This is a genomic window from Burkholderia sp. YIM B11467, assembly GCF_052952715.1.
Genome location: NZ_JBQVSQ010000003.1, coordinates 136020 through 162466 on the forward strand (window position 1 = coordinate 136020; position 26447 = coordinate 162466).

Sequence of the window (26447 nt, forward strand, 5' to 3'; positions counted from 1 at the left end):
ACCCCGCCGGCCCGCTATCCTGCAGTTCATGGAAAAGCGCTCTTCGAACCCGACACCCGCGTCACCCCCTCGCCGCCCGCTGAACGAATGGCTCGACGGTGCGCGCGACACGATCCCGATGATGATCGGCGCGGCGCCGTTCGGCGTGATTTTCGGCACGCTCGTCGGCGGCGGCCCGCTCGCCGCATGGCACGGCGCGCTGATGTCGCTCGCGGTGTTCGCGGGCTCCGCGCAGTTCATCGCGCTCGGCCTGATCGCGGGCAGCGCGAGCTTCGTCGTCGTACTCGCGACGACGTTGATCGTGAACCTGCGCCACCTGCTGTACAGCGCGACGCTCGCGCCCTATGTCGCGCACCTGCCGCTGCGCTGGCGCGCGACGCTCGGCGCGCTGATGACCGACGAGGTGTTCGCGGTCGCCTATGCACACTACCGGCACTTCGCGCCCGGCACGATCGGCCCCCACTATTTCTTCGGGTCCGGTCTCGCGATGTACCTGAACTGGCAGGTCTGGACACTCGCGGGCATCGGCTTCGGCGCGGCCTTCCCGGGCCTGCAGTCGCTCGGCCTCGACTTCGCGATGGCCGCAACCTTCATCGCGATCGTCGTCCCGCAGCTCGGCACGCTGCGTTATTTCGCGGCGGCCGCGACGGCCGGCACGCTCGCGTACTTCTGGCAGGGCTGGCCGTACAAGCTCGGGTTGCTCGGCGCAGTCGCCGCCGGCGTCGCGATCGGCGTCGCGCTCACACTGCTCCACGAACGCGCACGCGCCGGCTCGCGCACGGAGGCCGCATCGTGAACTACGCGCTGCTGATTCTCGGGATGGCCGTCATCACGTACGCGATCCGCTCGACGCTGTTCCTGTTCGGCGAGCGGCTGGCCTTTCCGCCGCTCGTGCGGACCGCACTCGGCTTCGTGCCCGTCACCGTGCTGACCGCGATCATCGTGCCGATGACCGTCTCGCCGCACGGCGGCACGGCCGAGCTGACCTGGCGCAATCCGCAGCTCGTCGGCGCGCTCGCCGCCGTGCTGGTGTCGGCGGCGACCCGCCGCCCGCTCGTCACGATCGCAGCGGGGCTCGCGGTGTTCTTTTTCTGGCAAGGGATCGTGCTGCCGCACTGGCTGCCCGCCTGAGCGAACGCTCGGCCACGCGCGCTCAAGTTTTCGTCCGGCGCGCCGATAAAGGGAATGAAGACCCGCCACCGGCCTCGGCGCGCACCGGTCAGTCGACGCTGCGCCCGCCCCGGTGCGCCGTGCCGGCCGTCGGCTTGCGCGGGCCGCCATCGAGAAGATTCATGGGCCAGATCACCCTTTCCCTCAAGGACGACACGCTCGAGTCCCTGCGCAAGGACTACGACGCGTTCGTTCGCGTGTCGCTGAAACTCGACCCGCAGTTCGCGACGCCGTCGTTCGAGGATTTCCTGCGCGCCAAACTGCTCGACAACATGGTGCCGCTGACCGAGCACGCCGTGCAGCGGATGCTGCAGGGCGGCCAGTATGCGTGGGCAAAGCGCACGCTCGACAAGGAATTTCCGGACGTCGTCGCGATCCTGATGCGGCAGGCCGGCGAATTCGGCTTCGGCTTCGCGTCGCGCTCCGAATGGACTCCCGACGAACTCGCGAAGGCTTGCCGCGACTGGGCGAAGGCGATCGTCGCCGAAGCGCAGGGCGACCCGTCGCTGATCGACCCGCTCGCCGCGCAGATCAAGGGCGCGGCGCAGGACATCCAGACGCTCGAGGAACTGATGCAGACGCCCGCGTGGCGGCTCGCGGAATCGCTGCGGCAACGGATCTACGAGGCGAAGCTCGCGTGCGAGATGAGCGTCGGCAGCACGGCGCGCGACAAGCTCGGCGAGTTGCGCGGGCTGTTGCGGCTCGGGCTCGCGCATGGCTCGTTCCAGAAGCAGGAAGCGCAGCAGATCATGGAATACCTGCGGCTGCTGAAGCCGGAGATCTTCGTCGAGGAGCCGTACGACGTGTTCGCGCGGCTCGCCGTGTGGCTGCGCAGCGTATTCACGCCGGCTGCCGCGCGGCCGGCGCAGGGACAGGGGCAAAGCCAGGGACAGCGCCGGCCATAACGGCACGCATGAACCCATGAAAACGGCCCGGTTCGAGCGAAACGAACCGGGCCGTCAGATAACCGCCGTCGCGGGGCGCCGCCCGGGGCGAGCGTCGCGACAGCGCCGGGCACCGCTTACTGCGTGGCGCCCTGGGCCGATGCACCGCCCTCCGCGCCGACCGATGCGCCGCCTTCGGTCGCTTCGCCGGCCTTCGCCTTGGCCGAGCCGACATGGCTCTTGGCCGACTTCGCGGCATGCTTCGTGTGCTTCTTGGCCGAGTGGACGGCCGACGACGCCGTATCCTTCGCGCCATCGGCTGCCGCGCCGACTGCATCGGTTGCGCCGCCCACCGCATTGCCCGACGCGTTCGCGCCTGCACTGCCCTGCACGCCTGCTCCGACACCCGCCGCCGGCGTCTGCGCCTGCATGCCGGCACCGGCTGCACCCTGCGCCGCCGTGCCCGTCTGGGCAAACGCGGCCGAAGTGGCGAACGCCGTCAGCGCGGCACCGATCAGCATCGTACGAATCTTGGACATGGCAATTCTCCTCAAGAAATTGTGAGCGCCGACCGCAGCGATGCGGCCTGTCGCGTCCCCCGCCGCAACACGCAGCAGGTACGACAAAAGACCCGCGGCGGGCACGGCCGGTTCTCGAATCTCTCAGACTGTTACCCACCGTTTCATTTGCTGACGAATCGCTCACAGTCCTTAACAACTGCATGCCGCGGCCGCCCGCGCTCGCGCGCCGGCCCGCGGTGCCGTATGATGCGGGGCGATTCCTCCCGCGCAACGCGCACCTTCCTCGTCATGCCCAATCTGGATTTCACGCTGACCGGCGACTACGTCGAGCTGCACAACCTTCTCAAGATCACCGGCCTCGCGGACAGCGGCGGCACCGCGAAGTTGATCGTCGCGTCCGGCGCGGTGAAAGTCGACGGCGCGGTCGAGCTGCGCAAGACCTGCAAGATCCGCGCGGGCCAGGTCGTATTGCTGGGCGACACGCGCATCGCGGTACGCGAAGCGTAGGGCCTGCCCGTCCGAATGACGGACCAGCGGGAACCGGCCCTGGGGTTCCCCCTGTCCGCGACATGGCCATCGGCGCGCGCGTTCGACACGGTACGAATAAAGCCGTAAGCTAACCGTCTCTCAAAATAAATACATACAGCGCGGGCCCGCACCCGTGTGAGCGCCCATTCCATGTCGCATTCCGCTTTCACGCGGACGGCCGCCGCGCCGCCGTCCCTGTCCAGTCACGCCGCCGATACCGCGCGCCTCGCCGCACCCCTCGCGATCGCGCAACTCTCGCAGATGGCGATGAGCGTCACCGACACGGTGCTGCTCGGTTCGCTCGGCCCCGATTCGCTCGCGGCAGGCGGCCTCGGCGCGAACTTCTTCTTCGTCATCGTCACCATCCTGCAGGGCGTGCTGTCGTCGGTCAGCGTGAGCGTCGCGCACGCGCGCGGCGCGCAGGCCGAGCACCGCGTGCCGCACATCTACTGGACGGGCTTCGCGCTGTCCGTGCTGCTCGCGATTCCCGCGATCGTCGCGCTGTCGCTGTCCGAACCGATCCTGCTGATGTTCCACGAGCCGCCGCTGCTCGCGCATCACGTCGGCGAATACACGGGCATCCTGCGCTACGCGGCACTCGGCAGCCTGATCGGCGTCGGGCTGATGCGCGCGTTCCTGCCGGCGATCGGCGCCGCCAAGCGGCTGCTGTGGGTGTCGATCGGCGGCGTCGGCGTCAATGCCGTGCTGAACTACGGGCTGATCCACGGCGCGTTCGGGCTGCCGCGCCTCGGCTTCCTCGGTTCCGCGGTCGCGACGACGATCACGATCTGGCTCACCGCGCTCGCACTGATCTGGCTGCTGCACGGCCGGCAACGCTTCCGTCATTTCGTCACCGCCGCGCGCCCGAAACTGCCCATGATGGGCGAACTGATCGGCATCGGCTGGCCGGTGGCGATCACGTACGGGGTCGAGTCGACGCTGTTCCTCGCAACCGGCCTGACCATCGGCGTGCTCGGTGCGACGTCGCTGGCCGCGCACCAGATCGCGCTGAACGTCGCGTCGGTGGCGTTCATGGTACCGCTCGCGATCGGCCAGGCCGCCAACGTGCGGGTCGGCTACTGGGTCGGCGCCGGGGCGCCCGTCGCCGCGCGGCATGCGGGCTTCGTCGCACTTGGCCTCGGTGTCGCGTTCATGACGCTGTCGGGCATCGTGCTGATCGTCGCGCCGCATGCGATCGTCGGCCTGTACCTGAACCTCGACGATCCGTCGAACGCGGCCACCGTGTCGCTCGCCGCATCGCTGCTCGGCATCGCCGCGGTGTTCCAGATCGTCGACGGCGCGCAGACCGTCGCGTCGGGCGCGTTGCGCGGCCTGAAGGACACGCGCATCCCGATGCTCGCGGCGACCCTCGGCTACTGGGGCATCGGTTTTCCGACCGGCTACTGGTTCGCGTTCCACGTGGGCCTCGGTGCCCGGGGCCTCTGGTGGGGGCTCGCGGCCGGCCTTGCCAGCGTGGCCGTGCTGATGGCGTGGCGCTTTCATCTGAAGAGCGCGTCACTTGCGACGTCGCCGCGCTGAGCGCGACACGACGCAAAATCGCGGCCGGCGCTATGCTTGTCGGCTGAACACCTCGAGACGCCGCGCGAGCGGCGCGACTGCCTCACGATACGTCTGATGCCGCGCGACGACGCGCGGCCTTTCCCCTTTCCAGGAGGAGTGCATCATGAACGAAGCAGTTCGGATGGAACGCGACACGTTCGGCGAAATCGCCGTGCCGGCCGACCGACTTTGGGGCGCGCAAACCGAGCGCTCGCTGCAGAATTTCCGGATCTCGACCGAGAAGCAGTCGCCCGAGCTGATCCACGCGCTGGCGATCGTCAAGCGCGCCGCGGCAGCCGTGAACCAGTCGCTCGGTGTGCTGGCCGACGACAAGGCGCGCGCGATCATCGACGCGGCAGACGAGATCATCGCCGGCAAGCATCCGCGCGAATTCCCGCTCGCCGTGTGGCAGACGGGCTCCGGCACGCAGACCAACATGAACCTCAACGAGGTGATCGCGAATCGCGCGAGCGAACTGATGGGCGGCGAGCGCGGCGAAGCGCGCAAGGTTCATCCGAACGACGACGTGAACCGCGGCCAGTCGTCGAACGACGTGTTCCCGACCGCGATGCACGTCGCGGCCGCGTACGCGATCGTCAACCACCTGCTGCCGGCACTGCGCACGCTGCGCACGACGCTCGACGCGAAGTCGAAGGCGTTCGCCGACATCGTGAAGATCGGCCGCACGCACCTGCAGGACGCCACGCCGCTCACGCTCGGCCAGGAGTTTTCCGGTTACGTCGCGCAGCTCGACCAGAGCATCCGCCACGTCGAATCGGCACTGCCGCACCTGTACGAACTTGCACTCGGCGGCACCGCGGTCGGCACGGGGCTGAATGCGCATCCGGAGTTCGCGGTGCGCGTCGCCGACGAAATCGGCCGGCTGGCGAAGCTGCCGTTCGTGACGGCGCCGAGCAAGTTCGAGGTCATGGCGGCCGCCGACGCGCTGGTGTTCGCGCACGGTGCATTGAAGACGGTCGCGGCCGGCCTGATGAAAATCGCGAACGACGTCCGCTGGCTCGCGAGCGGGCCGCGCTGCGGTCTCGGCGAGTTGTCGATTCCGGAGAATGAGCCGGGCAGCTCGATCATGCCGGGCAAGGTGAACCCGACGCAGTCGGAAGCCGTGACGATGCTGTGCTGCCAGGTGTTCGGCAACGACGTCGCGGTCAACGTCGGCGGCGCGAGCGGTAATTTCGAACTGAACGTATTCCGGCCGATGATCGCGCACAATGTGCTGCAGTCGGTGCGACTGCTCGCCGACGGCGCGCGGAGCTTCAACGACCACTGCGCGGTGGGCATCGAGCCGAACCGCACGCGCATCGACCTGCTGCTGAACGAATCGCTGATGCTCGTGACGGCGCTCAACCCGCACATCGGCTACGACAAGTCCGCGCAGATCGCGAAGAAGGCGCACAAGGAAGGCACGACGCTGAAGGCAGCGGCGCTCGCGCTCGGCTACCTGACCGAGGCGGAATTCGATGCGTGGGTGCGTCCCGAGCAGATGATCGGATCGCGGTAACGGCAGGGCAATGGGCGCGGCGCGAACTGCGCGGCGCCCGTTGCGGTCAGACCGCGCCCTTCGCGACCTCTTCGGGTTTCATCTCGACGATCTTGTCGAGCGCGGCCCGCACGTCGGCCGCATACTTCGCGAGCACCTTCTGCTCGGGCGTCTCGGGCACGAACGGCGGCACCGGCACCGGGTTGCCGTTCTCGTCGACCGCGACGAACACGACGAGGCAGTCGGTCGTCTGGCGCAGCACGCCGCCCTTCGGATCGCCGGCATGCACGGACACATGGATGTGCATGCTGGTGCGGCCCGTCGCGACGACGCGTGCCTTCAGTTCGACAAGATTGCCGACCAGGATCGGACGCTGGAAGCGGATGTTGCCGACGCTGACCGTCACGCAATAACGGCTCGACCAGACGGCCGCGCACGCATACGCGACCTCGTCGATCCACTTCATCAGCGCGCCGCCATGCACCTTGCCGCCGAAGTTCACGGACGACGGCTCGGCGAGGAAGCGGAATACGGTTTCGGTGCGGTCGAGGGCGGCCGGTACGGGGGACGGTTGGGACATCTTGTTGGCTCCAGGCGGCAGGGGCACTGTAATCGGGCCATTATACGTTGCGCTGCGGCAACGCGTCGCGGTACGCCCCGTGTGGCGCGGCTGCGGCAACCGCACCCGCAACGCACCCCGCTGGCACCCGTCAGCGGCGCACCGTGATGCCCTGGTCGATCGTCCCGTACATCTCGATGCTGCCGCCCCGCTCGCCGGACGCACCCGCGCCGCCCTGCGCACAGGCCGCACACACGAGCGCGGCCGCCAACAAACAGAAAATCGTCTTCATCGTTGCATCGTGTCACATGCGGCGGCCCGCTGCCGCCGCGTCAGGCCATTCTACGCGCGCCCCGCAACGGGTCGCAGTTCCGGTCCGCCGCATGAACGGTGCCCGCGCCGGCGCCACTGCATCCGACATTTCATCCAGATCCGAAACATCGAATGCCCGCACCCACTACACTGCAACTCATCCCGCCTGACGAGACACGACGATGACCGATCATGACGACCACCACTTTCCGGGCCTGAGCCGCATCGGCGCACTGATCGCCGACCCCGGGCGCGCCGCGATGCTGTGGGTGCTGATGGACGGCAGCGCACGACCGGCCGGCGAACTGACGATGATCGCGGGGCTGTCGCCGTCCGCCGCAAGCGCCCACCTCGCGCGGCTGACCGAAGGCGGCCTGCTCGCCCTCGACGTGCGCGGCCGGCACCGCTACTACCGCATCGCATCGGCCGACATCGCGGCGTCGCTCGAAGCGCTCGCGAACGTTGCCCGCGCGGCCGCGCCGCACCGCCCGGTTCCGCCGCCGTCGCGCACGGTGCCGGCCGAACTGCGCTATGCGCGCACCTGCTACGACCACATGGCCGGCGAGCTCGCGGTGCGCATCTTCGACGGGCTCACCGCGCGTGGCTGGCTGCTCGCCGACGGCAATGAAATCGAGACCACCGAACTCGGCACCCAGGCGCTCGCGCAATGGGGTATCGACGTCGCGCAGCAGCGCACGCGCCGGCGCCGCTTCGCGTGCGGCTGTCTCGACTGGAGCGAGCGGCGCTCGCATCTCGGCGGCGCGCTCGGCGCGGCGCTGCTCGAGAGCTTCTGCGCGCACGGCTGGATCGAGCGCTCCGCACGGCCGCGCGTGCTGCGGGTGACCGTGCCCGGACAGCAGGTTTTCGACGGGTGGCTTACGTCAGCTTGACGCCGGCATTGCGGCTGCACGACAACGGCGCGCGATGGACAGGTTTTGTTACATCGCGTGCCATCCGGCTTACAAAACACAGAGCATTGAAACAGGCCGAGCGGATATTGTGAACTCAACGGCACGAATCGACGCGCCGCGATAACGACGAAGACGCTCATCATGGCCACCCTGTTCACGCTCAAGCGAACCGCCCGCTACACGCTGCTCGCGTTCGTCGCGCTTGCGGCACTGCCCCCCGCATTCGCGCAATCGTCCGATGCCCCGCCGTATGCAGCCGCGGCCCGGCAACCGGGCGGCGACCCGCCCAGCCGCGTCGCGCGGCTCAATTATCTGTCGGGCGCCGTGACGACCGAACCGGCCGGCACCGATACCTGGTCGTATGCCGCCGTGAACCGGCCGCTGACGACCGGCGACCAGCTCTGGAACGATGCCGGCGCGCGCTCGGAACTGCACATCGGCTCGACCGCGGTGCGGCTCGGCGATTCGACGAGCCTGTCGGTGCTGAACCTCGACGACACGACGACGCAGCTGAAAGTGGGCCTCGGCACCGTATCGACGCACGTGCGCGAATTGCCGGCAGGCGGGTCGTACGAAATCGACACGCCGAACCTCGCGCTCGGCATCACGGGCCCCGGCGACTATCGCGTCGACGTCGCACCGAACGGCACGAGCACGACGGTCACGGTGCGCAGCGGCAGCGCGACCGTCTACGGCAGCAACGGGCAGTACCCGCTGTCGCCCGGGCAGCAGGTCGTGTTCACGGGCACCGACCTGCAGGTCGCGCAGCAATCGGCCGCCCCCGGCCCCGATGCGCTCGACCAGTGGGCCGCCAGCCGCGACGCGGCCGAGGAGCGCTCGGTGTCGGCCCGCTACGTGTCCCGCGACATTCCCGGCTACCAGGATCTCGACGCGAACGGCACGTGGCGCGAAACCCCGAATTACGGCTCGGTATGGGTGCCGAACGACACACCGGCCGACTGGGCGCCGTATCACGACGGCCACTGGATCTGGCAGGCACCGTGGGGCTGGACGTGGGTCGATGACGCCCCGTGGGGCTTCGCACCGTATCACTACGGCCGCTGGGCATACGTGGACGACAGCTGGGCATGGGTGCCGGGCCCGATGGTCGTCAGCCAGCCGCCTGTCTATGCGCCGGCGCTCGTCGCGTTCGTGGGCGGTGGCGGCGGTCCCGACTGGAGCGTCGCGCTCACGGTCGGCGGCGTCGCCGCAGCCGGCTGCGCATGGTTCGCGCTCGGCCCCGGCGAAGCGTGGCACCCGGGCTGGGGCGGCTGGAGCCCGCACTACTACGACCGCGTGAACCGCAACATCGTGGTGAACAACGTCAACGTGAACAAGACCGTGAACGTGACGAACATCACCAATATCACCAACATCAACAAGACGTACGTAAACTTCCGCGCGCCGCACGCTATTACGGCCGTACCGGCCTCCGCGTTCGTGCACGGCCAGCCTGTCGCGCACTTCTCGCAGCACGTCGATCCGCAGCAATGGCGCAATGCGCACGTGATGTCGGGCACGCCCGGCATTGCACCGGTGCGCCAGAGCTTTACCGGCGGGCTGCGCAATGCCAGCTACCGCCCGCCGGCGGCGATCGCGCAGCATCCGTACGTCGCGACGCGCAATCCCGCCGTGCCGGCCGCGTATCGCGACCAGGCCGCCGCTCACCTCGCGCAGCAAGGCGGGCGCGTGCCGGGTGCCGGCGCTCCCGTCGTGAAGACGAACGTGCCGGCCGATTATGCGGCTCGCCCGGTCCGCGTTCCGGGCAACCCGAACGGTGGCGCATGGGCGATGCATAACGTGCAGCTCGTGAATCCGCACGGCCCTGTCGTGCAACCGGCGCGGGCGTCGCACGAAGGCCAGCCGCCCGCCGTGCAGGCCGCACGGCCGGGCGCGCCGGTGCCGGGCGAGCCGAATGCCGCGCGGCCGGCGAACGGCGAAAATCCCAATGCACCGCGCTTCGCGAACGGCGGCATGCCGCAGGCTCCCGGCACGCCGGCGCCGCATCAGGCATTCGGGCCCGGCAACGGTGTCCCGCATCCGCCGGTGGCCGGCAACGCGCTGCCGGGCATCGGCAATGCGCGCGCGGCCGAGGCGCCGTCGCCCGCGTGGATGCAGCCGCACGCGCCGATGGATCGTCAGCGCCCCGCCCCGCCGACCGCGCTGCATGCGGCAGGACAGAATGCGCTGCCGCCGGTGCGCAGCGCGGCGGTGCCGCGTCAGGAAGGCGTGCCGGGCCCGCAGGGCGCGCAGGGCTTGCAGCCCGGCGGCCGGAACGAAGCGCCGCGCGCGCTGCCGCAACCGCGGTTCGACAATACGGCGCAGATTCCGCAGCCGCAGCCGCGTCCGCGCCCCGACATCCCGACGCCGGCCCAGCATGCACAGCCGCAACCGGAACGGGCCGCCCCGGCACCGCGACCGCGCGCCGACTTCGCGCAGCCCGCGCCGCACCGCGATGTCGCGCCGCCGCGCGTGAACGAGTACCGTCCGCCGGCCCCCGCCGTGCATGAAATGCCGCGCCCGCAGCCGCAGGCGCCGCGCATGGAGCCGCGGCCGGCGATGCCCGCGCCGCACGTGGAACCGCGGCCGCAACCGGCGCCGCACGTCGAGGCACCGCGCCAGAACAACCCGCCGCCGCAAGGCGGTCACGAAGAGCGGCACCGCCAGTAAGTGCCGCAAACATGAAACAAAAAGGCCCGACCGGCATCAGCCGGTCGGGCCTTGTTTCTGCGGGCGCGAATCGATGAAATCGCGCGCCCAAGCCGGGCGATCAGACCGCCATCGGCGCGGTCAGCGGCTCATGGTGACGGTAGCCGACGAGCGAAAAATCGGACGGCTCGATCTGCTCCAGCCACTCGGGCGCATAGACGCCCGTCTTCGCGTATTCGGGCACGCGCTCGGCGATCTCGAGCCGCGGGCTTTCATACGGCTCGCGCGTGAGCTGCTGCTGCAGCATGTCGAGCTGGTTCTCGTAGATGTGCGCGTCGCCGATGAAATACGTGAACCAGCGCGGCGTGTAGCCCGTCAGCCGGCCAACGAGCGACAGCAATGCCGCCCCTTCCGTCAGGTTGAACGGCGTGCCGAGTCCGACGTCGTTGCTGCGGATGTACAGGCACAGCGAGATCTCGCGCTTCGTCGCATTCGGCAGGAACTGGTACAGCAGATGGCACGCAGGCAGCGCGATCTGATCGAGCACGGCCGGATTCCATGCGTGAAACAGGATCCGACGGTCGGCCGGGTTCTCCACGATCGTGTCCAGGCACTGGCGCAACTGGTCGATCGCCTTGTACAGCAACACCTTCGGCGCACCGTCTTCGTCGAAACGCGTGACGATCCGGAAGCCGCGGCGCGTCGCATCGGCGATCTGCGCGTCGGCGCCCGCGTCGAGCACCTTGTAGCCCGGCCACTGGCGCCATTGCACGCCGTACACGTCGCCGAGATCGTCGACGCCCTGGCGATACGGGTTCGCAAGCCACTGCGCGTTCGCGTTCGCGTTCGCGTCCCATACCTTGCAGCCGAGCGCCCGAAACTCGGCCGCACTGCGCGATGCACGCAGGAAACCGACCAGTTCGCCGATCGCGGACTTGAACGCGAGCTTCTTGGTCGTCACGGCCGGGAAGCCCTGCTGCAGGTCGAAGCGCAGCATCGCGCCCGGCATGCTGATGGTGCGGATCCCCGTGCGGTTCTCCTGCCAGGTGCCAGTATCGAGAATGGTACGAACGAGGTCGAGGTACTGTTTCATGCGGGTTCCTTCGGCCGCGAGGGCGGCCGTACCCGCCAATTTTAGCAAGCGTGATGCGGAAGCTCCGGCAACGGCGCCGAAAACCCTGCCAGCGTATCGCCGCGATCGCGCATTCCGTGCGCGCACATCAGCCGGTAGAGCGTGACGCGCGACACGCCGAGTTCGCGTGCGGCATCCGCGAAACGGCCGCGATGGCGCAGCAGCGCCTGCTCGATCACCTGCCGCTCGGCCGCCTCCCGCGCCTCCAGCAGCGACACGGGCGCGAGCGTCGCGTAATCGTTCAGCTCGAGATCGGCCGCGGTGATCATCCTGCCCTCCGACATCACGATCGCGCGGCGCACACGGTTGATCAACTCGCGCACGTTGCCCGGCCAAGAATAGCCGTACAGCGCGGCCACCGCGTCGGGGGAAAAGCCGCGCAGGCGGCGATGCGCATCGCCCTTGAAGCGCTCGAGCATGTGACGCGCGAGCACCTCGATGTCCTTGCCGCGCGCACGCAGCGGCGGCTCCTCGATCTTCAGCACGCACAGGCGGTGGTACAGGTCCTCGCGGAACCGCCCTTCGCGCAACGCCGCTTCCATGTCCACGTGCGTCGCGCAGATCACGCGCACATCGACGGGCACCGACACGTGCGCACCGAGCCGCTCGATCTTGCCTTCCTGCAGGAACCGCAGCAGGCTTGCCTGGCTTTCGAGCGGCAGGTCGCCGATCTCGTCGAGAAACAGCGTGCCGCTGTTGGCGGCCTCGACGCGGCCGATCTTGCGCTGGTTCGCGCCGGTGAATGCGCCGCGCTCATAGCCGAACAGCTCGGCCTGCAGCAGCGTCGACGGGATCGCACCGCAATTGATCGCGATGAACGGCGCCTGTGCGCGCGATGAACGTTCGTGAATCGCGACCGCAGTCAACTCCTTGCCGGTGCCCGATTCACCGGAGATGAACACCGGCGCGTCGGTCGCCGCGACGCGGCGAATCGTCCTGAAGAGCCCGAGCATCGCATCGCAGGTGCCGACCATCTCGCCTTCGCTGCGTCCTGCGCCGACGGGCGGCGCAACGGAATCGGTCAGCGCGACCATGCCGTGCGCATGACCGACGGTCTCGACGATCCGCGACGTCTCGTACGGCATCGTCACGTAGTCGAAGCAATAGTCGCGAATGAGATGGCGCAGCGTCGCATCCTGCAACTGGCCGCGCCGCGTCGCCGCGATCCAGCCGATGTGCTGAATGGTCAGACAGGATTCGAGTTCGCGCAGGTCCGAGGGCTTGAAGCCTGGCGAGAAATCGAGCAGGCCGGCCGTTGCAACACCGTGCTGCACGACGCGTCGTACGTCGCGCACGGTCTCTGCGAGATCGACACGCCAGCCGCATTCGTCGAAATGGCCGCGCAACGCGTCGTTCGGTTCGCGCGAATAGTAGATCACGTGCCGCTGATCGGCTCCCATATCCTCACCCCGTTCATCAACCGTCTAACGATTGCCGCGCACGCCAGGAAGGTCACGTGCGAAAAGGATCGAATCGGGTCAGCCGAGGGCAGATCGATTCGCCATGCCGATGCGCGGCAACGCAAAGCCTCGCATGATGGCGCTTATCTCGCGTCCAGTTATTTTGGTCACGACAGCTTAGTTATAGGCACCGAATACGACAAACCGATTTCAGCGCCATGGGCGATACGGCCGAATCGCTCAGGAGGTCGATGCATGTCAATCATCTGCACATAGCACTTGTGCAGCGAGGCGTTCTTTCATCAACACATGCGCAGATTTTCATCCTTGAAGCGTATCGATTGAATCCGCAGTATTCCCGAGCCCCCTCGTTTCACGCCTGAAACATTTTCAGGCGTTTTCAGCCACAATTCTCAACGCTTGCGCACGAATCGCAGTTGCGACAACGGTCCCGGCACGATGGCATGTATTTCGCTGGATACGGAATACACCGGAGACCGCAACCATGCGCAAACATCTTTTACTTTCTTTCGTATCGATGGCAATTGCGCTCGTGGCCGCGGGCCCGCTCGCGTCGGCGTATGCAGACGAAAGCGTGACGCCGGATCGCGCGATGCTGCTGGCCGAAAATGCGCCGAGCATGCAGTACGGCAACGGGTTCGGCATCGTGACCGTGTCGGCACCGCAATCGCAGTCGACCGGCAAGACCTCGGTGACGCTGTGGGACGAGATCCCGCCGCCGCCCCAGTTGCCGATGCCGCTCCCGGTTCCGCAATCAGGCGACGTGCAGCACGCGATGGAACACAACGCGCAAGGCAGTACGCGTCAATGATGCATGCGCCGATCCATTCGATAAGGATTCCGTATTGATTTGAACAGGCGGGAAGCATCGATCCGAACCGGCGTCGCCGATCCCGCAACACGAAACGGTTTTGTGCTCCGTCCCCCGGCGGGCACTTTTTTTATTCAGTCGATCGTCACGACGCATTGCATCACGTGTCGCGGCTCGCAACGCAAGAGCGCTGACGCATGCACGTGTGCACGGAATCCGGCACACGTCGCCGTTCCGGTAGAATCGGCGCCATTCCGGTTTTCCTCTTCCCCGACCTTCATGACGACGTTGACCCTGATCGTCGCGCGTGCCCGCAACGGCATCATCGGCCGCGACAACCAGTTGCCCTGGAAACTTCCCGAAGATCTCGCCTTCTTCAAGCGCACGACGATGGGTGCGCCGATCGTGATGGGCCGCAAGACCCACGAGTCGATCGGCCGGCCACTGCCGGGCCGTCGCAATATCGTCGTCACGCGCGACGCGGCGCGTCGCTTCGATGGTTGCGACACGGTCACGTCGCTCGCCGATGCACTGGCGCTCGCCGCGCGCGACGGCGTGCCCGAGGCATTCCTGATCGGCGGCGCGCAACTCTACGCGGAAGGCCTCATGCTCGCCGACAAGCTGGTCGTCACCGAGATCGATGCCGACTTCGACGGCGATGCATCGTTCCCGGCGCCCGACGCCGCGCACTGGCAGGAAGTCTCGCGCGAAGCGCACGAGGCGGCCGCGCCGAACACGTTCGGCTATGCGTTCGTCGTCTACGCGCGCAAGCACGGCTGACGCGTCGCGCACAATGAGAAAAGCCCGACCGGCTCACGCCGGTCGGGCTTTTTCGTTTCATGGCGGCAGGCGCCGCGCGCCGCTTACTGCCCGGCGATCGTCATCTGCTCGATCAGCACCGAGCCGGTTTCCTTCGTGCCGCGCACGATCGAATCGGCGCCGATCGCGGCGATATGCCGGAACATTTCCTGCAGCGTGCTCGCGACGGTGATTTCCTCGACCGGATACTGGATCACGCCGTTCTCAACCCAGAAGCCCGCCGCGCCGCGCGAATAGTCGCCCGTCACGTAGTTCACGCCCTGCCCCATCAGCTCGGTCAGCAGCAGGCCCGTGCCGAGCTTCTTCAGCATCGCGTCGAAATCGTCGCCCGGCTGCGTGTTCGAGCTGCGCAGCGCGAGGTTGTGCGAGCCGCCCGCGTTGCCGGTGGTTTGCGTGCCGAGCTTGCGTGCCGAATAGGTCGACAGGAAGTAGCCTTCGACGACGCCGTCCTTGACGACGCTGCGCGCGCGCGTGCGCACGCCTTCCTCATCGAACGGCGCGCTGCCCATCGCGCGCGGCACGTGCGGATCCTCGACGACCTGGATGTGCGGCGCGAACACCGGCTTGCCGAGGCTGTCGACGAGGAACGACGTCTTGCGGTACAGCGCGCCGCCGCTCACGGCCTGCACGAACGCGCCGAGCAGGCCGGCCGCGAGCGGCGCCTCGAACAGCACGGGCACCTTGCGGGTGTCGAGACGACGCGCGCCCATCCGCGCGAGCGCGCGCTCGGCTGCGTAACGGCCCACCGCTTCCGGCGCCGCGAGATCGATCGCGCTGCGCTTCGACGAATACCAGTCGTCGCGCTGCATGTGACGGCCGCTGCCCGCGATCGGCGCGCAGGCGATGTAGTGGCGCGAGTACGGGTAGCCGGACAGGAAGCCGCGCGACGTCGCGAGCACGAACTGCGAATGCTGGGCCGACACGCTCGCGCCTTCCGAATTGCGGATCTGCGGGCTGACCGCGAAGGCGGCGTCTTCCGCGCGGCGGGCGAGCTCGACGGCTTCGTCGGCCGTCAGCGCCCACGGGTGATAGAGATCGAGGTCGCGCGGGTCGGTTTCGAGCAGCTCGGCCTCGGCGAGGCCGGCCGCTTCGTCCTCGGCCGTGAAACGCGCGATGTTGTAGGCGGCGGCAACGGTATCCTTGATCGCGGCCGGCGAGAAGTCGGACGTGCTCGCGTTACCGCGTTTCTTGCCGAGGAACACCGTCACGCCGACCATCTTGTCGCGGTTGTGCTCGATCGTTTCGACTTCGCCGCGCCGCACCGACACCGACAGGCCGTCGCCCTCGGAGATTTCGGTCGCGGCGTCCGTCGCGCCGAGTGCCTTCGCATGGCGAAGGATGTCCGAGGCGATTTCTTTGAGCTGGTCCTGCGTGTGCGGGAAATAGCGCGCTTGTACGTCGAGATTGGCTGCCATCGTCTTGGTATCCGGTGGCGGGCGGGCGCCCGCATGTTCAAAATGTTGCGTATCCCGCGATCATAGCAAGGTCCGGGGCCGCGCACCGACAAGCTTGGGGTGTCCGCGCCGCGATACAATGCCGCCTATGACACGCAAAACCCGAATCCAGCCGATCGAGCATGCCGTCGAGGACGACGACAACGGCTACGATCGCCCCAGCAAATCCCAATTGAAGCGCGAGATGCACGAGCTGCAGGTGCTCGGCCAGGCGCTTGTCGATCTGCCGAAAGACGCGCTGAAGCGCATGCCGATGCCCGAAAGCCTGTCGGACGCCGTTCGCGAGGCGCGCCGGATCACCGATCACGAAGGCAAGCGCCGCCAGCTCCAGTACGTCGGCCGCGTAATGCGCTCGCTGACCGACGACGAAACGGCCGCGTTGCGCACCGCCCTCGACGCACAGCGCGGCGTGAACAAGGCCGCGACGGCCCGCCTGCACTGGATCGAGCGCACGCGCGAACAGCTGCTCGCCAATGACGACGCGCTGACCGAATTCCTGCGCCAGCACCCGGAAGCCGACATCCAGGAAGGCCGCACGCTGATCCGCAACGCACGCAAGGAGGCGCAGCAAGGCAAGCCGCCGCGCTATTTCCGTGAGCTGTTCCAGTGGATCAAGACCTCGAGCGGCACGCCCGATGCGGACGACGAAGCATCGGACGACGCCGGAGACGACCATGACGACGACGAAGCGTAATCATCCTGACGAACTCGTCGTCGGCCTCGTGTCGATCAGCGATCGCGCGAGCACGGGCGTCTACGAGGACAAAGGCATTCCGGCGCTGCAGGAATGGCTCGCCGGTGCGCTGGTCTCGCCGTGGCGCGCCGAAACGCGCCTGATCCAGGACGATGCGCCGACGATCTCCGCCACGCTCGCCGAGCTCGTCGACGTCGCCGGGTGCGACCTCGTGCTGACGACGGGCGGCACCGGCCCCGCGCGCCGCGACGTGACGCCCGAGGCCACGCTTGCCGTGGCGACGAAGGAAATGCCGGGATTCGGCGAACAGATGCGGCAGATCAGCCTGAATTTCGTGCCGACCGCGATCCTGTCGCGGCAGGTCGCGGTGATCCGCGAGATGGCCGACCATGCGGCGCTGATCGTCAACCTGCCCGGCCAGCCGAAGTCGATCCGGGAAACGCTCGAAGGGCTGCGCGACGCCGACGGCAAGTCGACCGTGCCCGGCATCTTCGCCGCGGTGCCCTACTGCATCGACCTGATCGGCGGCCCGTACATCGAGACCGACGCCGCGGTGGTCGCGGCGTTCCGGCCGAAAAGCGCGCAGCGCGCGCCTCGCTGAGCGCGTGCCGGCCCGCTCAGGCGGCCGGCGCGGACTCGCCTGTCGAAGCCGATGCCGACGCCGACGCGGCCGGAATCAGGAAATGCTCACGGTAATACTTCAGCTCGTCGATCGACTCGTGGATGTCCGCGAGCGCCGTGTGCATCGCGCGCTTCTGGAAGCCCTTGTAGATCGCGGGCTGCCAGCGGCGGCACAGCTCCTTGAGCGTGCTGACGTCGAGATTGCGGTAGTGGAAGAATTTCTCGAACTCCGGCATCCAGCGCGCCATGAAGCGGCGGTCCTGGCAGATCGAGTTGCCGCACATCGGCGACTTGCCGGGCGACACGTACTGCGCGAGGAACGCCTGCAGCTGCGCGGCGGCTTCCGCCTCGGTCACGGTCGACGCGCGCACGCGGTCGATCAGGCCCGAGCGGCCGTGCGTCGACTTGTTCCATTCGTCCATCTTCGCCAGCGTTTCGTCGCTCTGGTGGATCGCGAACACCGGGCCTTCGACGGCGATGTCGAGCGTGGAATTGGTCACGACGACCGCGATTTCGATGATGCGGTCGTTATCCGGGTCGAGGCCCGTCATCTCCATGTCGAGCCAGACGAGGTTCAACTCGTTGCGCACGAGCGCGGGCTGGCTGGTGGAAGCGGCGGTATCGGTCATGAGTCATCCTGGAAAATGGCGGACGGCGCGCGGCGCCGCCCGGGCGGCCGGCATCGCGTCAGCGAGCCCGGTCCGCAAGAACATATAATTCTCGCATAGAACCCTTTGGCGCCTTCGATGTCACCCTTTTCGTTCACCCTGCTGTTCGCGCTCGCCGTGCTCGCGATGGTCGTCACCAAGCTGTGGCTCGCGTCACGGCAGATCCGCTTCGTCGCCGCGCACCGCAACGGCGTGCCTGCGCAGTTCAGCGCAACCATCCCGCTGACCGCCCACCAGCGCGCGGCCGACTATACGGTCGAGCGCACCCGGCTGACGATGCTCGAGATCGTCGTCAGCGCCGCCGTGCTGGTCGGCCTCACGCTGCTCGGCGGCGTCGGCGCGCTCGACACGCTGCTGACCGGCTGGCTCGGCCGCGGCTACGGGCAGCAGGTCGCGCTCGTCGCCGCGGTGCTCGTGATCACGAGCGTGATCGATATCCCGTTCGAGTATTACCGCCAGTTCGGGATCGAGCAGCGTTTCGGCTTCAACCGGATGACGAAACGGCTGTTCTTCACCGACATGCTGAAAAACTCGCTGCTCGGCGCCGCGCTCGGCCTGCCGCTGCTGTTCGTCGTGCTGTGGCTGATGAACCAGGCCGGCAGCCTGTGGTGGCTGTGGACCTGGATCGTCTGGGTCGCGTTCCAGATGCTGGTGCTGCTGATCTACCCGACCTTCATCGCACCGATCTTCAACAAGTTCGAGCCGCTGAAGGACGACGCGCTGCGCTCGCGCATCGAGTCGCTGATGAAGCGCTGCGGCTTCGCGGCGAAGGGGCTGTTCGTGATGGACGGCAGCCGCCGCTCGGCGCACGGCAACGCGTATTTCACGGGCTTTGGCGCATCGAAGCGGATCGTGTTCTTCGACACGCTGCTCGCGCGCCTGTCCGGCCAGGAAATCGAGGCCGTGCTCGCGCACGAACTCGGCCACTTCAAGCGCCGCCACGTGATGAAGCGGATGCTCGTGTCGTTCGTGCTGAGTCTCGTGCTGCTCGCGCTGCTCGGCTGGCTCGCGCAGCGCACGTGGTTCTATACGGGCCTCGGCGTCGTGCCGTCGCTCGACACGAGCAACGCGGGCGCCGCGCTCGTGCTGTTCTTCCTCGCGATTCCCGTGTTCCTGTTCTTCGCGACGCCGTTCAGCAGCCTCACGTCGCGCAAGCACGAATTCGAGGCCGACGCGTTCGCGGCCAGCCAGACCGACGCGCAGGATCTCGTCAGCGCGCTCGTGAAGCTCTACGAGGACAACGCGTCGACGCTGACGCCCGACCCCGTCTACACGGCCTTCTACTACTCGCATCCGCCCGCCTCGCAGCGGATCGACCGCCTGATGCAGCACGCATGAGCCGGCCGACCTCCCGCAAGCCGGCCCCGCGCGCGTCGGGCGCGCAGCGTGTCGAAGGCCGCGTGATCGCGGCGCACGGGCGCCACTACATCGTCGCGCCCGACGACGGCGGCCCGATGCTGCAGTGCTTCCCGCGCGGCAAGAAGAGCGACATTGCAGTCGGCGACCGCGTCGCGTACGAAATCGCGTCGGCCGACCAGGGCGTGATCGTCGAGATCGGCGAACGACGCAACCTGCTGTACCGTTCCGACCAGTTCAAGTCGAAGCTCTTCGCCGCCAACCTCGACCAGTTGCTGATCGTGCTCGCGACCGAGCCCTATTTCAGCGAGGACCTGCTCGGCCGCGCGCTGATCGCCGCCGAGGCGAACGAGCTTAAGCCGATCGTCGTGCTGAACAAGATCGACGTCGAGGCCGCGCTGCCGGTCGCACGCGAGCGCCTCGCGCCGTACCGCGCGCTCGGCTACGACGTGCTCGAACTGTCGGTAAAGGGCTCGCCCGACGACGCGCGCGCGCAACTGATGCCGCACCTCGCCGGACATTCGACGATCCTGCTCGGCCAGTCCGGGATGGGCAAGTCGACGCTCGTGAACCTGCTCGTTCCCGATGCCGAAGCCGCGACGCGCGAGATTTCGGCCGCGCTCAACAGCGGCCGCCACACGACGACGTTCACGCGCCTCTACCCGCTGGAGGGTGGCGGCGCACTGATCGATTCGCCGGGCTTCCAGGAATTCGGCCTCTACCACCTGACGGAGGGCCGTCTCGAGCGCGCGTTTCCGGAGTTCCGGCCGCTGCTCGCGGACTGCCGTTTCTATAATTGTCATCATCTGCACGAGCCCGGCTGCGCGATCCTCGAAGCCGTCTCCGACGGCCGCATCGCGCCGTCGCGGCACGCGCTGTACGCGCAGCTCGTGCACGAGGCAAGCCAGATCGTCCGCTGATCGCGCGACGCGCGCACGGCGGCCGGCCACGCCTTGCGGGGCCGGCCTTCACCGACAGGAGCGGCCATGCGTTTCAAGGCACCCAATCTCGCGACGGCACAGCATTGGGCCAACGTGCTTCAGGTGGCCGGCATCGGTTGCGAGTTGCATAACTGCTACGCGACCGGCGCGCTCGGCGGCCTGCCCGCCGACGCCTGCACGCCCGAGCTGTGGCTCGACGACGAGCGCGACGACGCGCTCGCGCGCCGGCTCCTCGATGCGGCGTCGCACGGTCCGTCGGCCGGCGCCTCGCCATGGCGCTGCCGGCAATGCGGCGAAGCGCTCGAGGCCCAGTTCACCGCGTGCTGGCAATGCGGCGCCGTACGCGATCCTCTCGACGACTGACCCCCAGCAAAAAGGCCGGCATCAAGCCGGCCTTTGCCTTTCATCGGACGCTGCACTGCCCTGTCACGACACCCAGACGGCGAGCGTCAGCATCAGCAGCAGGATCATCCACAGGATCACCGCACGCCAGACGAGGCCGACTGCCGATTGCAGCGTACGCGGCGTGCAATCGTCACCGACCGTCAACGGACCGCTGTCGCCGACCGCCAGCGCATCGAGGCTCGACGGTTCCGCGAGCGGCCCCGCGAGACGCGCACCGAGCGCCCCGCTGCCGGCTGCCAGCAGCACGCCGTCGTTCGGGTCGGGCCACTGGCGCGTGTGATTGCGCCACGCGTAGATCGCATCCTCGAAATTGCCGACGATCGCGAAGCCGAGCGCGGTCAGCCGCGCGGGAATCCAGTCGATCACGAAGAACGCGCGCTGCGCGAACGTCGAGAATGCGGCCGTGCGGTCGTCGCCCGGCGTCGACCAGCTACGCGCGAGGTATTCGGAAATCCGGTACAGCACGGCGCCGGCCGGGCCGATCGGCAGCACATACCAGAAGAACACGCCGAACACGTGGCGATGCGATGCGACGACCGCGTGAATCAGCGTATGGCGGACGATTTCGCCGACCGGCATGTCGACCGTGTCGATGCCCGTCCACTCGTGCAGGATTTCGCGCGCGCGCGGCACGTCGTCGTTGTTGAGCGCGAGGTGGATGTCGGTGAAGTAGTGGCTGAACTGGCGGAAGCCTAGCGTGAAATACACGACGACGACGTTCCACAAGAACGCGAGCACGAAGCTCACCTTGAACAGCAGGAAATAGATCAGCGCGACGATCAGCACCCACGGCAGCACGACCGCGAGCCATGCGAGGATGCCGTGCTTCTGCTTGCCTGCGTCGAGACCATGCGCGACGGTTTCCGCATGAAACTGGAACAGCGCGAACACCGGATTGTTCGGCGACAACGCGCGGACCTGTTCGATGATGAGGGCGAGGAGAACCGAAAAGAAAGTCATGCGTGGCGCCGTCTTCGGAGTTATGTCATTTTTTGCATAACGATAGCACAGCGTAAGCCCCGCATGGCTGCCGGCGCGGCCGCCCGGCAGCCGGCCGCGCGCGCCGGCCGGTGTATGCGCCTAGCCGGCGGCCAAGAAGCGGTACAGATTGCGAAACATGCCGGCAGTTGCGCCCCAGATGAAGTAATGCCCGTCTGGTTTGTCGTTCGGATAAGGCATCGCAAAAAAACGACGCTCGCCGCCATCCCAACGGAACACGCGGACCTGATGGTTCGCGGGATTCATCAGGAACGCGAGCGGCACCTCGAAAATCTCGGCCACTTCGAACGTGTCGGCCTGCACGGTGAACGGCGGATGCACGAGGCCGACCACCGGCGACACGCAGAAGCCGGTGCCGGTCAGGTAGTCGGGTAGCGCGCCGAGGATCTCGACGCGTTCGGCGGCGAGCCCGATTTCCTCCTTCGACTCGCGCAACGCGGTTGCAGTCGCATCTCGATCGAACGGTTCGCGCCGGCCGCCGGGAAAGCTGATCTGTCCGGCATGGTCGTTCAGGTGATCGGCGCGTTGGGTCAGCAGCACGGTGAGACCCGACTCGCGGACGACGAGCGGCATCAGCACGGCCGCGCTACGCGGATCGATGCCCTCCTGCAGCTTCGCCTCGCCCGGCTCGACGCTCCATTCGGGCGTGCGCGCGAAACGGTCGCGCAGGCCGGACGGCGTCATCAGGCGGGGATCGATGGCGGGCAGGCCGGCGCCGGTGCCTTCGACCGGCAAGACTTCGGGATCGATGATGGGGCGGCGATTCAATGGGGCTCTCGGGTTCGTGTTGTATCGAGCATATTGTCGCGCCAGAATGAAAAAAGCACCCGGGTGGGTGCTTTTTCCTTACAGCTCTTACTCTTGGGAAGCTGCTGCGGCGCGATCCTTCGACACCAGCTTTTCCTTGATTCGAGCCGACTTGCCCGAACGCTCGCGCAGGTAGTACAGCTTTGCACGACGCACATCACCGCGGCGCTTCACGACGATGCTCGCCAGCAGCGGCGAGTACGTCTGGAACGTACGCTCGACGCCTTCGCCCGACGAGATCTTGCGGACGATGAAGTTCGAGTTCAGACCACGGCTGCGAATCGCGATCACGACGCCTTCGTAAGCCTGAACGCGCTTGCGGGTACCTTCAACCACGTTCACGTTCACGATCACCGTGTCGCCCGGGGCGAATTCGGGGATCGTCTTGCCGGCGAGCGCGCGCTCGATTTCTTCCTGCTCAAGTTTTGCGATCAGATTCATTACTGACTCCTTATGCCATCGTGTCGGCGTTGGCACCCGCCTGCTTCCAGGCCTGGCCCCGATAGAGGATGGATTCACATCAGGCGCCGCGCACGCATGCACGACACCGCCAATTCCCGCCCGCGACGCCGCCTCAGGAGGCGTTCTTCGCTTCGCGTGCGAGGTTCGCAAGCCAGGCCTCGTCGGCACGGCTCAACAACTTCTCGCGGCGCGCCCGGACGATCAGGTCCGGCCGCTTCCGCAACGTATTCCTCAATGCTTCCTGGCGCCGCCACCGCTCGATCTCGGCATGATGCCCGCCGAGCAGCACGTCCGGTACGCGCACGCCATCGTATTCCTCCGGGCGCGTGTAGTGCGGACAATCGAGCAGGCCGTCGACGAAACTGTCCTGCACGGCCGACTGCGAATCGTTCAGCACACCGGGCAACAACCGCACGACGGCATCCATCATCGCCATCGCCGGCAGTTCTCCGCCGGACAGCACGAAATCGCCGAGGCTGATCTCCTCGTCGACACAACGATCGAGCAGACGCTGGTCGATCGCTTCGTAGCGGCCGCACAGCACGACAACGCCCGGCTCCTGCGCCATCCGCATCGCCCGCTCGTGCGTGAGCGGTGCGCCCTGCGGCGACATCATCACGACGCGCGTGCTCGCGATGCCCTGCTCCGCCTGCGCCGCTTTCGCGGCGCCGATCGCGGCCTCGAGCGGCCTGGCCAGCATCACCATGCCCGGACCGCCGCCGTACGGACGATCATCGACCGTGCGGTAGTTGTCCGTCGTGAAATCACGCGGGTTCCAGGTGCGCAGCCCGAAGCGCCCTTGCTTGACGGCCCGGCTGGTGATTCCCCAGTCGGTCAGTGCGCGGAACATCTCGGGAAAGAGCGTGACGACGTCGAACTGCACCGCGCTCTCGGTAACCTGGTTCATTTCAGTAATCGGCTTCCCAGTCGACGACGATACGACGCGCCGCCTGATCCACCGTTTTGACGTAGACGCCGACAAACGGAATCAGCCGTTCGTCGGTGGTCGGCTGACCGTCTTTGCCGGTCGCCGGATACTCGACACGCATGATCGAATGCACGCCGTTGTCGATCATCCCGCTCACCTTCCCGAGCGCCACCGATTGCTCGTTGACGACTTCGAGACCGATCAGGTCGACCCAATAGAATTCGTCCGCGGCCAATGCCGGGAAATCTTCCCGGCGCACGAACACACGAAAGCCGCGCATAGCCAGCGCGGCATCGCGGTCGCTGACGCCCGCGGGTTGCGCAACGACCGTGTCGCTGTGCGTCTTCGACTGCATGATGCGGACGGAAAGCCGCTCCGCACCGCGTTCCAGCCACCAGCGGCGCGCGTTAAGCAGCGCGTCGCCGCCGCGACCGGCATCGGCATGCGTCGCCACCTTGACCCAGCCCTTCAGGCCGTAGGCGTCGACCACCGCCCCGACCTCGACGGCGTCGTCAGGCCACGCTTGCGTCGCTTCATGGCCGCCCTGTTCGGCAGCCGGACCGGCGTTCGCGACAACGTCGCGCTCGACCGGCTTGCGGACGAATGCGCCGAATGACGCACGCCCGCGCCTTGCATTACCGGAATCGTGACCCGCCATCAATCCACCTCACAGCCGGCACGACCGGCACACCGTGCCATGTTAGGCAGCCGGTTGCGCCTTTTGCGCTTCCTTCACGAGACGCTGGACGGTCGGCGACAGTTGTGCGCCAACGCCTTGCCAGTACGTCAGACGATCCTGAGCGATACGCAGCGATTCGCCCTTCGTAGCGACCGGGTTGTAGAAGCCGACGCGCTCGATGAAGCGGCCGTCACGACGGTTACGCGAATCGGTAGCAACGATGTTGTAGAACGGGCGCTTCTTCGAGCCGCCACGAGCCAGACGGATGATAACCATATGATGTCCTTCGGAAAACCGGGTTCGAAACTACTGAAACACGCGATTATAGCCGGAAACCAGAGGTACAACAAACACTTACGCGGAAAAAATCCACGGATGGCCTCTGCGCCGGGCATACAATCGTCGTGTCCAGGATGCTCTCCCCCGTCATGCCGCTCCTTCGCGCCGCCTCGACGCGCCGCGCGCAGCGCCGTTTCGTGGCACTGCTTGCCGGCCTTGCCTGCCTCGCGTCCGCAACGGGGCTTGCCGCGCCATTGCCGGTGGAAGAACTTGTCGTGCCGCCCGGTTTCCATGTGGACGTGCTGACCGACGCGGTACCGACCGCGCGCGAAATGGCGTGGTCGCCGCGCGGCATCCTGTATGTCGGCACCCGGGAAGGCCGCGTGCATGCATTCGTGATGCACGAGGGCCGGATCAGCGCACGCTACGTGATCGCGTCCGGGCTCGACATGCCGGTCGGCGTCGCCTACCGCGACGGCGCACTCTATATATCCGCCGTGTCGCGCATCCTGCGCCTCGACCGCATCGACGACCGGCTCGCCAAACCGCCCGCGCCCGTTATCGTGACCGACGCGCTGCCGACCGAACACCATCACGGCTGGAAATTCATCGCGTTCGGCCCCGACGGCAAACTGTACGTGCCGACCGGCGCACCGTGCAACGTCTGTCTCGCCGATCGCAGCCGCTACGCGATCATCGCCCGGATGAAGGCCGACGGCAGCGGCAGCGAGGTCGTCGCCCGCGGCGTGCGCAATACGGTCGGCTTCGCATGGCACCCCGATTCGGGCGAGCTCTGGTTTACCGACAACGGGCGCGACATGATGGGCGACGACGTGCCCGACGACAAGCTGAACCGCGCGCCGCGTGCCGGCCTCGACTTCGGCTTTCCATACTGCCATGGCGGAGACACACCCGACCCCGAATTCGGCAGCGCCGGCGTATGCCGCCGTTATGTGCCGCCCGTATTGAAGCTGGGCGCGCACGTCGCGGCGCTCGGCATGCGCTTCTATACCGGGCCGATGTTTCCGGCGTCGTATCGCAATAACGTGTTCATTGCCGAACACGGTTCGTGGAACCGCAGCGCGAAGGTCGGCTACCGCGTGATGCGCGTCGTCGTATCGGCGGACGGCAGCCAGGCGCGCCAGACGCCATTCGTCACCGGCTGGCTGCGGCCCGACGGCACGGTATGGGGACGCCCGGCCGACGTGCTGCCGCTGCCCGACGGTTCGCTGCTCGTCAGCGACGACCACGCAGGCGCAATCTACCGCGTAACCTATGCGGCACCTTGACGCAGGTCGGGGGTGACCGGGCCCGACCGGGCATCGTAGAATGCGTGCCGGGCCGCGTGCCCGCGCCGGCCCGCCGGCCGCCCATGTCAA

Annotated in this window: 29 protein-coding genes; 16 read left to right on the forward strand and 13 right to left on the reverse strand. The window is 67.4% G+C overall.

The window, feature by feature from the left end; genetic code table 11:
* Positions 1–28 precede the first annotated feature (28 nt).
* The 3 genes from ACTRWB_RS12590 to ACTRWB_RS12600 all read left to right on the forward strand — a co-directional run bounded on the left by ACTRWB_RS12590 (position 29) and on the right by ACTRWB_RS12600 (position 2075).
* Positions 29–796 (forward strand): AzlC family ABC transporter permease, encoded by a 768-nt coding sequence (locus ACTRWB_RS12590; RefSeq protein ID WP_193097898.1) that lies wholly within the window; start codon positions 29–31, stop codon positions 794–796.
* Positions 793–1131, forward strand: a complete 339-nt coding sequence (locus ACTRWB_RS12595) for an AzlD domain-containing protein (protein ID WP_048249580.1) — start codon at positions 793–795, stop codon at positions 1129–1131. The genes ACTRWB_RS12590 and ACTRWB_RS12595 overlap by 4 nt, the downstream gene beginning before the upstream one ends.
* Positions 1132–1292: 161 nt before the next feature.
* On the forward strand, positions 1293–2075 hold the full coding sequence (locus tag ACTRWB_RS12600) for a DUF4088 family protein (protein WP_048249582.1): 783 nt from the start codon (positions 1293–1295) through the stop codon (positions 2073–2075).
* A gap of 116 nt (positions 2076–2191) precedes the next feature.
* Here ACTRWB_RS12600 and ACTRWB_RS12605 read toward each other — a convergent pair whose 3' ends face one another.
* A complete protein-coding gene (locus ACTRWB_RS12605; RefSeq protein WP_412022237.1) occupies positions 2192–2593 on the reverse strand; it encodes a hypothetical protein in 402 nt (133 codons plus the stop codon).
* 270 nt (positions 2594–2863) lie between these two features.
* Here ACTRWB_RS12605 and ACTRWB_RS12610 point away from each other — a divergent pair, with 270 nt between their 5' ends.
* The 3 genes from ACTRWB_RS12610 (at position 2864) to fumC (ending at position 6182) form a co-directional block, all read left to right on the forward strand.
* Positions 2864–3082, forward strand: a complete 219-nt coding sequence (locus ACTRWB_RS12610) for an RNA-binding S4 domain-containing protein (RefSeq protein WP_048249584.1) — start codon at positions 2864–2866, stop codon at positions 3080–3082.
* 171 nt (positions 3083–3253) lie between these two features.
* Positions 3254–4642: a multidrug efflux MATE transporter NorM gene (norM, locus tag ACTRWB_RS12615; protein ID WP_129514039.1), complete on the forward strand. Its 1389-nt coding sequence runs from the start codon at positions 3254–3256 to the stop codon at positions 4640–4642.
* A gap of 145 nt (positions 4643–4787) precedes the next feature.
* The gene (gene fumC, locus ACTRWB_RS12620) at positions 4788–6182 is read left to right on the forward strand and encodes a class II fumarate hydratase (protein ID WP_446902106.1); all 1395 of its coding nucleotides are present in this window, start codon (positions 4788–4790) and stop codon (positions 6180–6182) included.
* Positions 6183–6228: 46 nt separating this feature from the next.
* On the opposite strand, the gene ACTRWB_RS12625 is transcribed toward fumC, so the two are convergent.
* Both ACTRWB_RS12625 and ACTRWB_RS12630 read right to left on the reverse strand, forming a co-directional pair.
* Positions 6229–6741, reverse strand: coding sequence for an acyl-CoA thioesterase (locus tag ACTRWB_RS12625; protein WP_129514037.1), 513 nt, complete (start codon positions 6739–6741; stop codon positions 6229–6231).
* Positions 6742–6871: 130 nt separating this feature from the next.
* Entirely contained in the window at positions 6872–7012 is a 141-nt protein-coding gene (locus tag ACTRWB_RS12630) for a hypothetical protein (RefSeq protein ID WP_164991999.1), read from the reverse strand.
* 202 nt (positions 7013–7214) lie between these two features.
* Between ACTRWB_RS12630 and ACTRWB_RS12635 the strand changes: the two genes are divergently transcribed.
* Both ACTRWB_RS12635 and ACTRWB_RS12640 read left to right on the forward strand, forming a co-directional pair.
* Positions 7215–7922: an ArsR/SmtB family transcription factor gene (locus ACTRWB_RS12635; RefSeq protein WP_129514036.1), complete on the forward strand. Its 708-nt coding sequence runs from the start codon at positions 7215–7217 to the stop codon at positions 7920–7922.
* Positions 7923–8084: 162 nt separating this feature from the next.
* Positions 8085–10613: a DUF6600 domain-containing protein gene (locus ACTRWB_RS12640; RefSeq protein WP_446902107.1), complete on the forward strand. Its 2529-nt coding sequence runs from the start codon at positions 8085–8087 to the stop codon at positions 10611–10613.
* 100 nt (positions 10614–10713) lie between these two features.
* Here the strand turns inward: ACTRWB_RS12640 and ACTRWB_RS12645 are convergent, their stop codons facing one another.
* On the reverse strand, positions 10714–11685 hold the full coding sequence (locus ACTRWB_RS12645; RefSeq protein ID WP_446902108.1) for a thymidylate synthase: 972 nt from the start codon (positions 11683–11685) through the stop codon (positions 10714–10716).
* 41 nt (positions 11686–11726) lie between these two features.
* The gene (locus ACTRWB_RS12650) at positions 11727–13124 is read right to left on the reverse strand and encodes a sigma-54 dependent transcriptional regulator (RefSeq protein WP_129514034.1); all 1398 of its coding nucleotides are present in this window, start codon (positions 13122–13124) and stop codon (positions 11727–11729) included.
* 505 nt (positions 13125–13629) lie between these two features.
* On the opposite strand from ACTRWB_RS12650, the gene ACTRWB_RS12655 reads away from it, so the two are divergent.
* Both ACTRWB_RS12655 and ACTRWB_RS12660 read left to right on the forward strand, forming a co-directional pair.
* Positions 13630–13956, forward strand: coding sequence for a hypothetical protein (locus tag ACTRWB_RS12655; protein ID WP_446902109.1), 327 nt, complete (start codon positions 13630–13632; stop codon positions 13954–13956).
* Positions 13957–14235: 279 nt separating this feature from the next.
* Positions 14236–14736: a dihydrofolate reductase gene (locus ACTRWB_RS12660; protein WP_048249596.1), complete on the forward strand. Its 501-nt coding sequence runs from the start codon at positions 14236–14238 to the stop codon at positions 14734–14736.
* Between the two features lie 83 nt (positions 14737–14819).
* Here the strand turns inward: ACTRWB_RS12660 and pmbA are convergent, their stop codons facing one another.
* Positions 14820–16190, reverse strand: a complete 1371-nt coding sequence (pmbA, locus tag ACTRWB_RS12665; protein WP_412022243.1) for a metalloprotease PmbA — start codon at positions 16188–16190, stop codon at positions 14820–14822.
* 127 nt (positions 16191–16317) lie between these two features.
* Between pmbA and yjgA the strand changes: the two genes are divergently transcribed.
* Positions 16318–16923: a ribosome biogenesis factor YjgA gene (gene yjgA, locus ACTRWB_RS12670; RefSeq protein WP_446902110.1), complete on the forward strand. Its 606-nt coding sequence runs from the start codon at positions 16318–16320 to the stop codon at positions 16921–16923.
* Positions 16904–17524 carry a molybdopterin adenylyltransferase gene (mog, locus tag ACTRWB_RS12675; protein WP_419686630.1) on the forward strand — a complete coding sequence of 207 codons (621 nt, stop codon included), beginning with the start codon at positions 16904–16906 and terminating at the stop codon, positions 17522–17524. The genes yjgA and mog overlap by 20 nt, the downstream gene beginning before the upstream one ends.
* Before the next feature lie 16 nt (positions 17525–17540).
* Here mog and orn read toward each other — a convergent pair whose 3' ends face one another.
* Positions 17541–18173 (reverse strand): oligoribonuclease, encoded by a 633-nt coding sequence (orn, locus tag ACTRWB_RS12680; protein ID WP_412022245.1) that lies wholly within the window; start codon positions 18171–18173, stop codon positions 17541–17543.
* Positions 18174–18290: 117 nt separating this feature from the next.
* Here orn and ACTRWB_RS12685 point away from each other — a divergent pair, with 117 nt between their 5' ends.
* From ACTRWB_RS12685 to ACTRWB_RS12695, 3 genes are all read left to right on the forward strand, one after another.
* On the forward strand, positions 18291–19550 hold the full coding sequence (locus tag ACTRWB_RS12685; RefSeq protein WP_129514028.1) for a M48 family metallopeptidase: 1260 nt from the start codon (positions 18291–18293) through the stop codon (positions 19548–19550).
* Complete coding sequence (rsgA, locus tag ACTRWB_RS12690; protein ID WP_048249602.1) at positions 19547–20488, forward strand: ribosome small subunit-dependent GTPase A; 942 nt, start codon at positions 19547–19549, stop codon at positions 20486–20488. The genes ACTRWB_RS12685 and rsgA overlap by 4 nt, the downstream gene beginning before the upstream one ends.
* Before the next feature lie 66 nt (positions 20489–20554).
* Entirely contained in the window at positions 20555–20872 is a 318-nt protein-coding gene (locus ACTRWB_RS12695; protein ID WP_048249603.1) for a hypothetical protein, read from the forward strand.
* Positions 20873–20935: 63 nt separating this feature from the next.
* On the opposite strand, the gene ACTRWB_RS12700 is transcribed toward ACTRWB_RS12695, so the two are convergent.
* From ACTRWB_RS12700 to rpsP, 6 genes are all read right to left on the reverse strand, one after another.
* Positions 20936–21874, reverse strand: a complete 939-nt coding sequence (locus tag ACTRWB_RS12700) for a CobD/CbiB family protein (RefSeq protein WP_048249605.1) — start codon at positions 21872–21874, stop codon at positions 20936–20938.
* A 120-nt stretch (positions 21875–21994) separates the two neighbouring features.
* The gene (locus ACTRWB_RS12705; RefSeq protein WP_193097890.1) at positions 21995–22681 is read right to left on the reverse strand and encodes a CoA pyrophosphatase; all 687 of its coding nucleotides are present in this window, start codon (positions 22679–22681) and stop codon (positions 21995–21997) included.
* A gap of 87 nt (positions 22682–22768) precedes the next feature.
* Positions 22769–23161 carry a 50S ribosomal protein L19 gene (gene rplS / locus ACTRWB_RS12710; protein ID WP_048249607.1) on the reverse strand — a complete coding sequence of 131 codons (393 nt, stop codon included), beginning with the start codon at positions 23159–23161 and terminating at the stop codon, positions 22769–22771.
* Positions 23162–23294: 133 nt separating this feature from the next.
* Positions 23295–24089 (reverse strand): tRNA (guanosine(37)-N1)-methyltransferase TrmD, encoded by a 795-nt coding sequence (gene trmD / locus ACTRWB_RS12715; RefSeq protein WP_446902111.1) that lies wholly within the window; start codon positions 24087–24089, stop codon positions 23295–23297.
* A 1-nt stretch (position 24090) separates the two neighbouring features.
* Entirely contained in the window at positions 24091–24768 is a 678-nt protein-coding gene (gene rimM, locus ACTRWB_RS12720) for a ribosome maturation factor RimM (RefSeq protein WP_193097889.1), read from the reverse strand.
* A 42-nt stretch (positions 24769–24810) separates the two neighbouring features.
* Positions 24811–25065, reverse strand: coding sequence for a 30S ribosomal protein S16 (rpsP, locus tag ACTRWB_RS12725; protein ID WP_006476550.1), 255 nt, complete (start codon positions 25063–25065; stop codon positions 24811–24813).
* 152 nt (positions 25066–25217) lie between these two features.
* Between rpsP and ACTRWB_RS12730 the strand changes: the two genes are divergently transcribed.
* A complete protein-coding gene (locus ACTRWB_RS12730; protein WP_446902112.1) occupies positions 25218–26357 on the forward strand; it encodes a PQQ-dependent sugar dehydrogenase in 1140 nt (379 codons plus the stop codon).
* Positions 26358–26447: the final 90 nt, after the last annotated feature.

Bases quoted from the DNA above. Each gene is read 5' to 3' on its own strand.
- pmbA (WP_412022243.1), bottom strand. From the start codon at position 16,190: ATGGCAGCCAATCTCGACGTACAAGCGCGCTATTTCCCGCACACGCAG.
- rplS (WP_048249607.1), bottom strand. From the start codon at position 23,161: ATGAATCTGATCGCAAAACTTGAGCAGGAAGAAATCGAGCGCGCGCTC.
- ACTRWB_RS12625 (WP_129514037.1), bottom strand. From the start codon at position 6,741: ATGTCCCAACCGTCCCCCGTACCGGCCGCCCTCGACCGCACCGAAACC.
- mog (WP_419686630.1), top strand. From the start codon at position 16,904: ATGACGACGACGAAGCGTAATCATCCTGACGAACTCGTCGTCGGCCTC.
- rsgA (WP_048249602.1), top strand. From the start codon at position 19,547: ATGAGCCGGCCGACCTCCCGCAAGCCGGCCCCGCGCGCGTCGGGCGCG.
- trmD (WP_446902111.1), bottom strand. From the start codon at position 24,089: ATGAACCAGGTTACCGAGAGCGCGGTGCAGTTCGACGTCGTCACGCTC.
- orn (WP_412022245.1), bottom strand. From the start codon at position 18,173: ATGACCGATACCGCCGCTTCCACCAGCCAGCCCGCGCTCGTGCGCAAC.
- fumC (WP_446902106.1), top strand. From the start codon at position 4,788: ATGAACGAAGCAGTTCGGATGGAACGCGACACGTTCGGCGAAATCGCC.
- ACTRWB_RS12645 (WP_446902108.1), bottom strand. From the start codon at position 11,685: ATGAAACAGTACCTCGACCTCGTTCGTACCATTCTCGATACTGGCACC.
- ACTRWB_RS12730 (WP_446902112.1), top strand. From the start codon at position 25,218: ATGCCGCTCCTTCGCGCCGCCTCGACGCGCCGCGCGCAGCGCCGTTTC.
- ACTRWB_RS12685 (WP_129514028.1), top strand. From the start codon at position 18,291: ATGTCACCCTTTTCGTTCACCCTGCTGTTCGCGCTCGCCGTGCTCGCG.
- ACTRWB_RS12660 (WP_048249596.1), top strand. From the start codon at position 14,236: ATGACGACGTTGACCCTGATCGTCGCGCGTGCCCGCAACGGCATCATC.
- ACTRWB_RS12655 (WP_446902109.1), top strand. From the start codon at position 13,630: ATGCGCAAACATCTTTTACTTTCTTTCGTATCGATGGCAATTGCGCTC.
- ACTRWB_RS12700 (WP_048249605.1), bottom strand. From the start codon at position 21,874: ATGACTTTCTTTTCGGTTCTCCTCGCCCTCATCATCGAACAGGTCCGC.
- ACTRWB_RS12590 (WP_193097898.1), top strand. From the start codon at position 29: ATGGAAAAGCGCTCTTCGAACCCGACACCCGCGTCACCCCCTCGCCGC.
- ACTRWB_RS12635 (WP_129514036.1), top strand. From the start codon at position 7,215: ATGACCGATCATGACGACCACCACTTTCCGGGCCTGAGCCGCATCGGC.
- norM (WP_129514039.1), top strand. From the start codon at position 3,254: ATGTCGCATTCCGCTTTCACGCGGACGGCCGCCGCGCCGCCGTCCCTG.
- yjgA (WP_446902110.1), top strand. From the start codon at position 16,318: ATGACACGCAAAACCCGAATCCAGCCGATCGAGCATGCCGTCGAGGAC.
- ACTRWB_RS12605 (WP_412022237.1), bottom strand. From the start codon at position 2,593: ATGTCCAAGATTCGTACGATGCTGATCGGTGCCGCGCTGACGGCGTTC.
- ACTRWB_RS12695 (WP_048249603.1), top strand. From the start codon at position 20,555: ATGCGTTTCAAGGCACCCAATCTCGCGACGGCACAGCATTGGGCCAAC.
- ACTRWB_RS12630 (WP_164991999.1), bottom strand. From the start codon at position 7,012: ATGAAGACGATTTTCTGTTTGTTGGCGGCCGCGCTCGTGTGTGCGGCC.
- rimM (WP_193097889.1), bottom strand. From the start codon at position 24,768: ATGGCGGGTCACGATTCCGGTAATGCAAGGCGCGGGCGTGCGTCATTC.
- ACTRWB_RS12640 (WP_446902107.1), top strand. From the start codon at position 8,085: ATGGCCACCCTGTTCACGCTCAAGCGAACCGCCCGCTACACGCTGCTC.
- ACTRWB_RS12600 (WP_048249582.1), top strand. From the start codon at position 1,293: ATGGGCCAGATCACCCTTTCCCTCAAGGACGACACGCTCGAGTCCCTG.
- rpsP (WP_006476550.1), bottom strand. From the start codon at position 25,065: ATGGTTATCATCCGTCTGGCTCGTGGCGGCTCGAAGAAGCGCCCGTTC.
- ACTRWB_RS12610 (WP_048249584.1), top strand. From the start codon at position 2,864: ATGCCCAATCTGGATTTCACGCTGACCGGCGACTACGTCGAGCTGCAC.
- ACTRWB_RS12650 (WP_129514034.1), bottom strand. From the start codon at position 13,124: ATGGGAGCCGATCAGCGGCACGTGATCTACTATTCGCGCGAACCGAAC.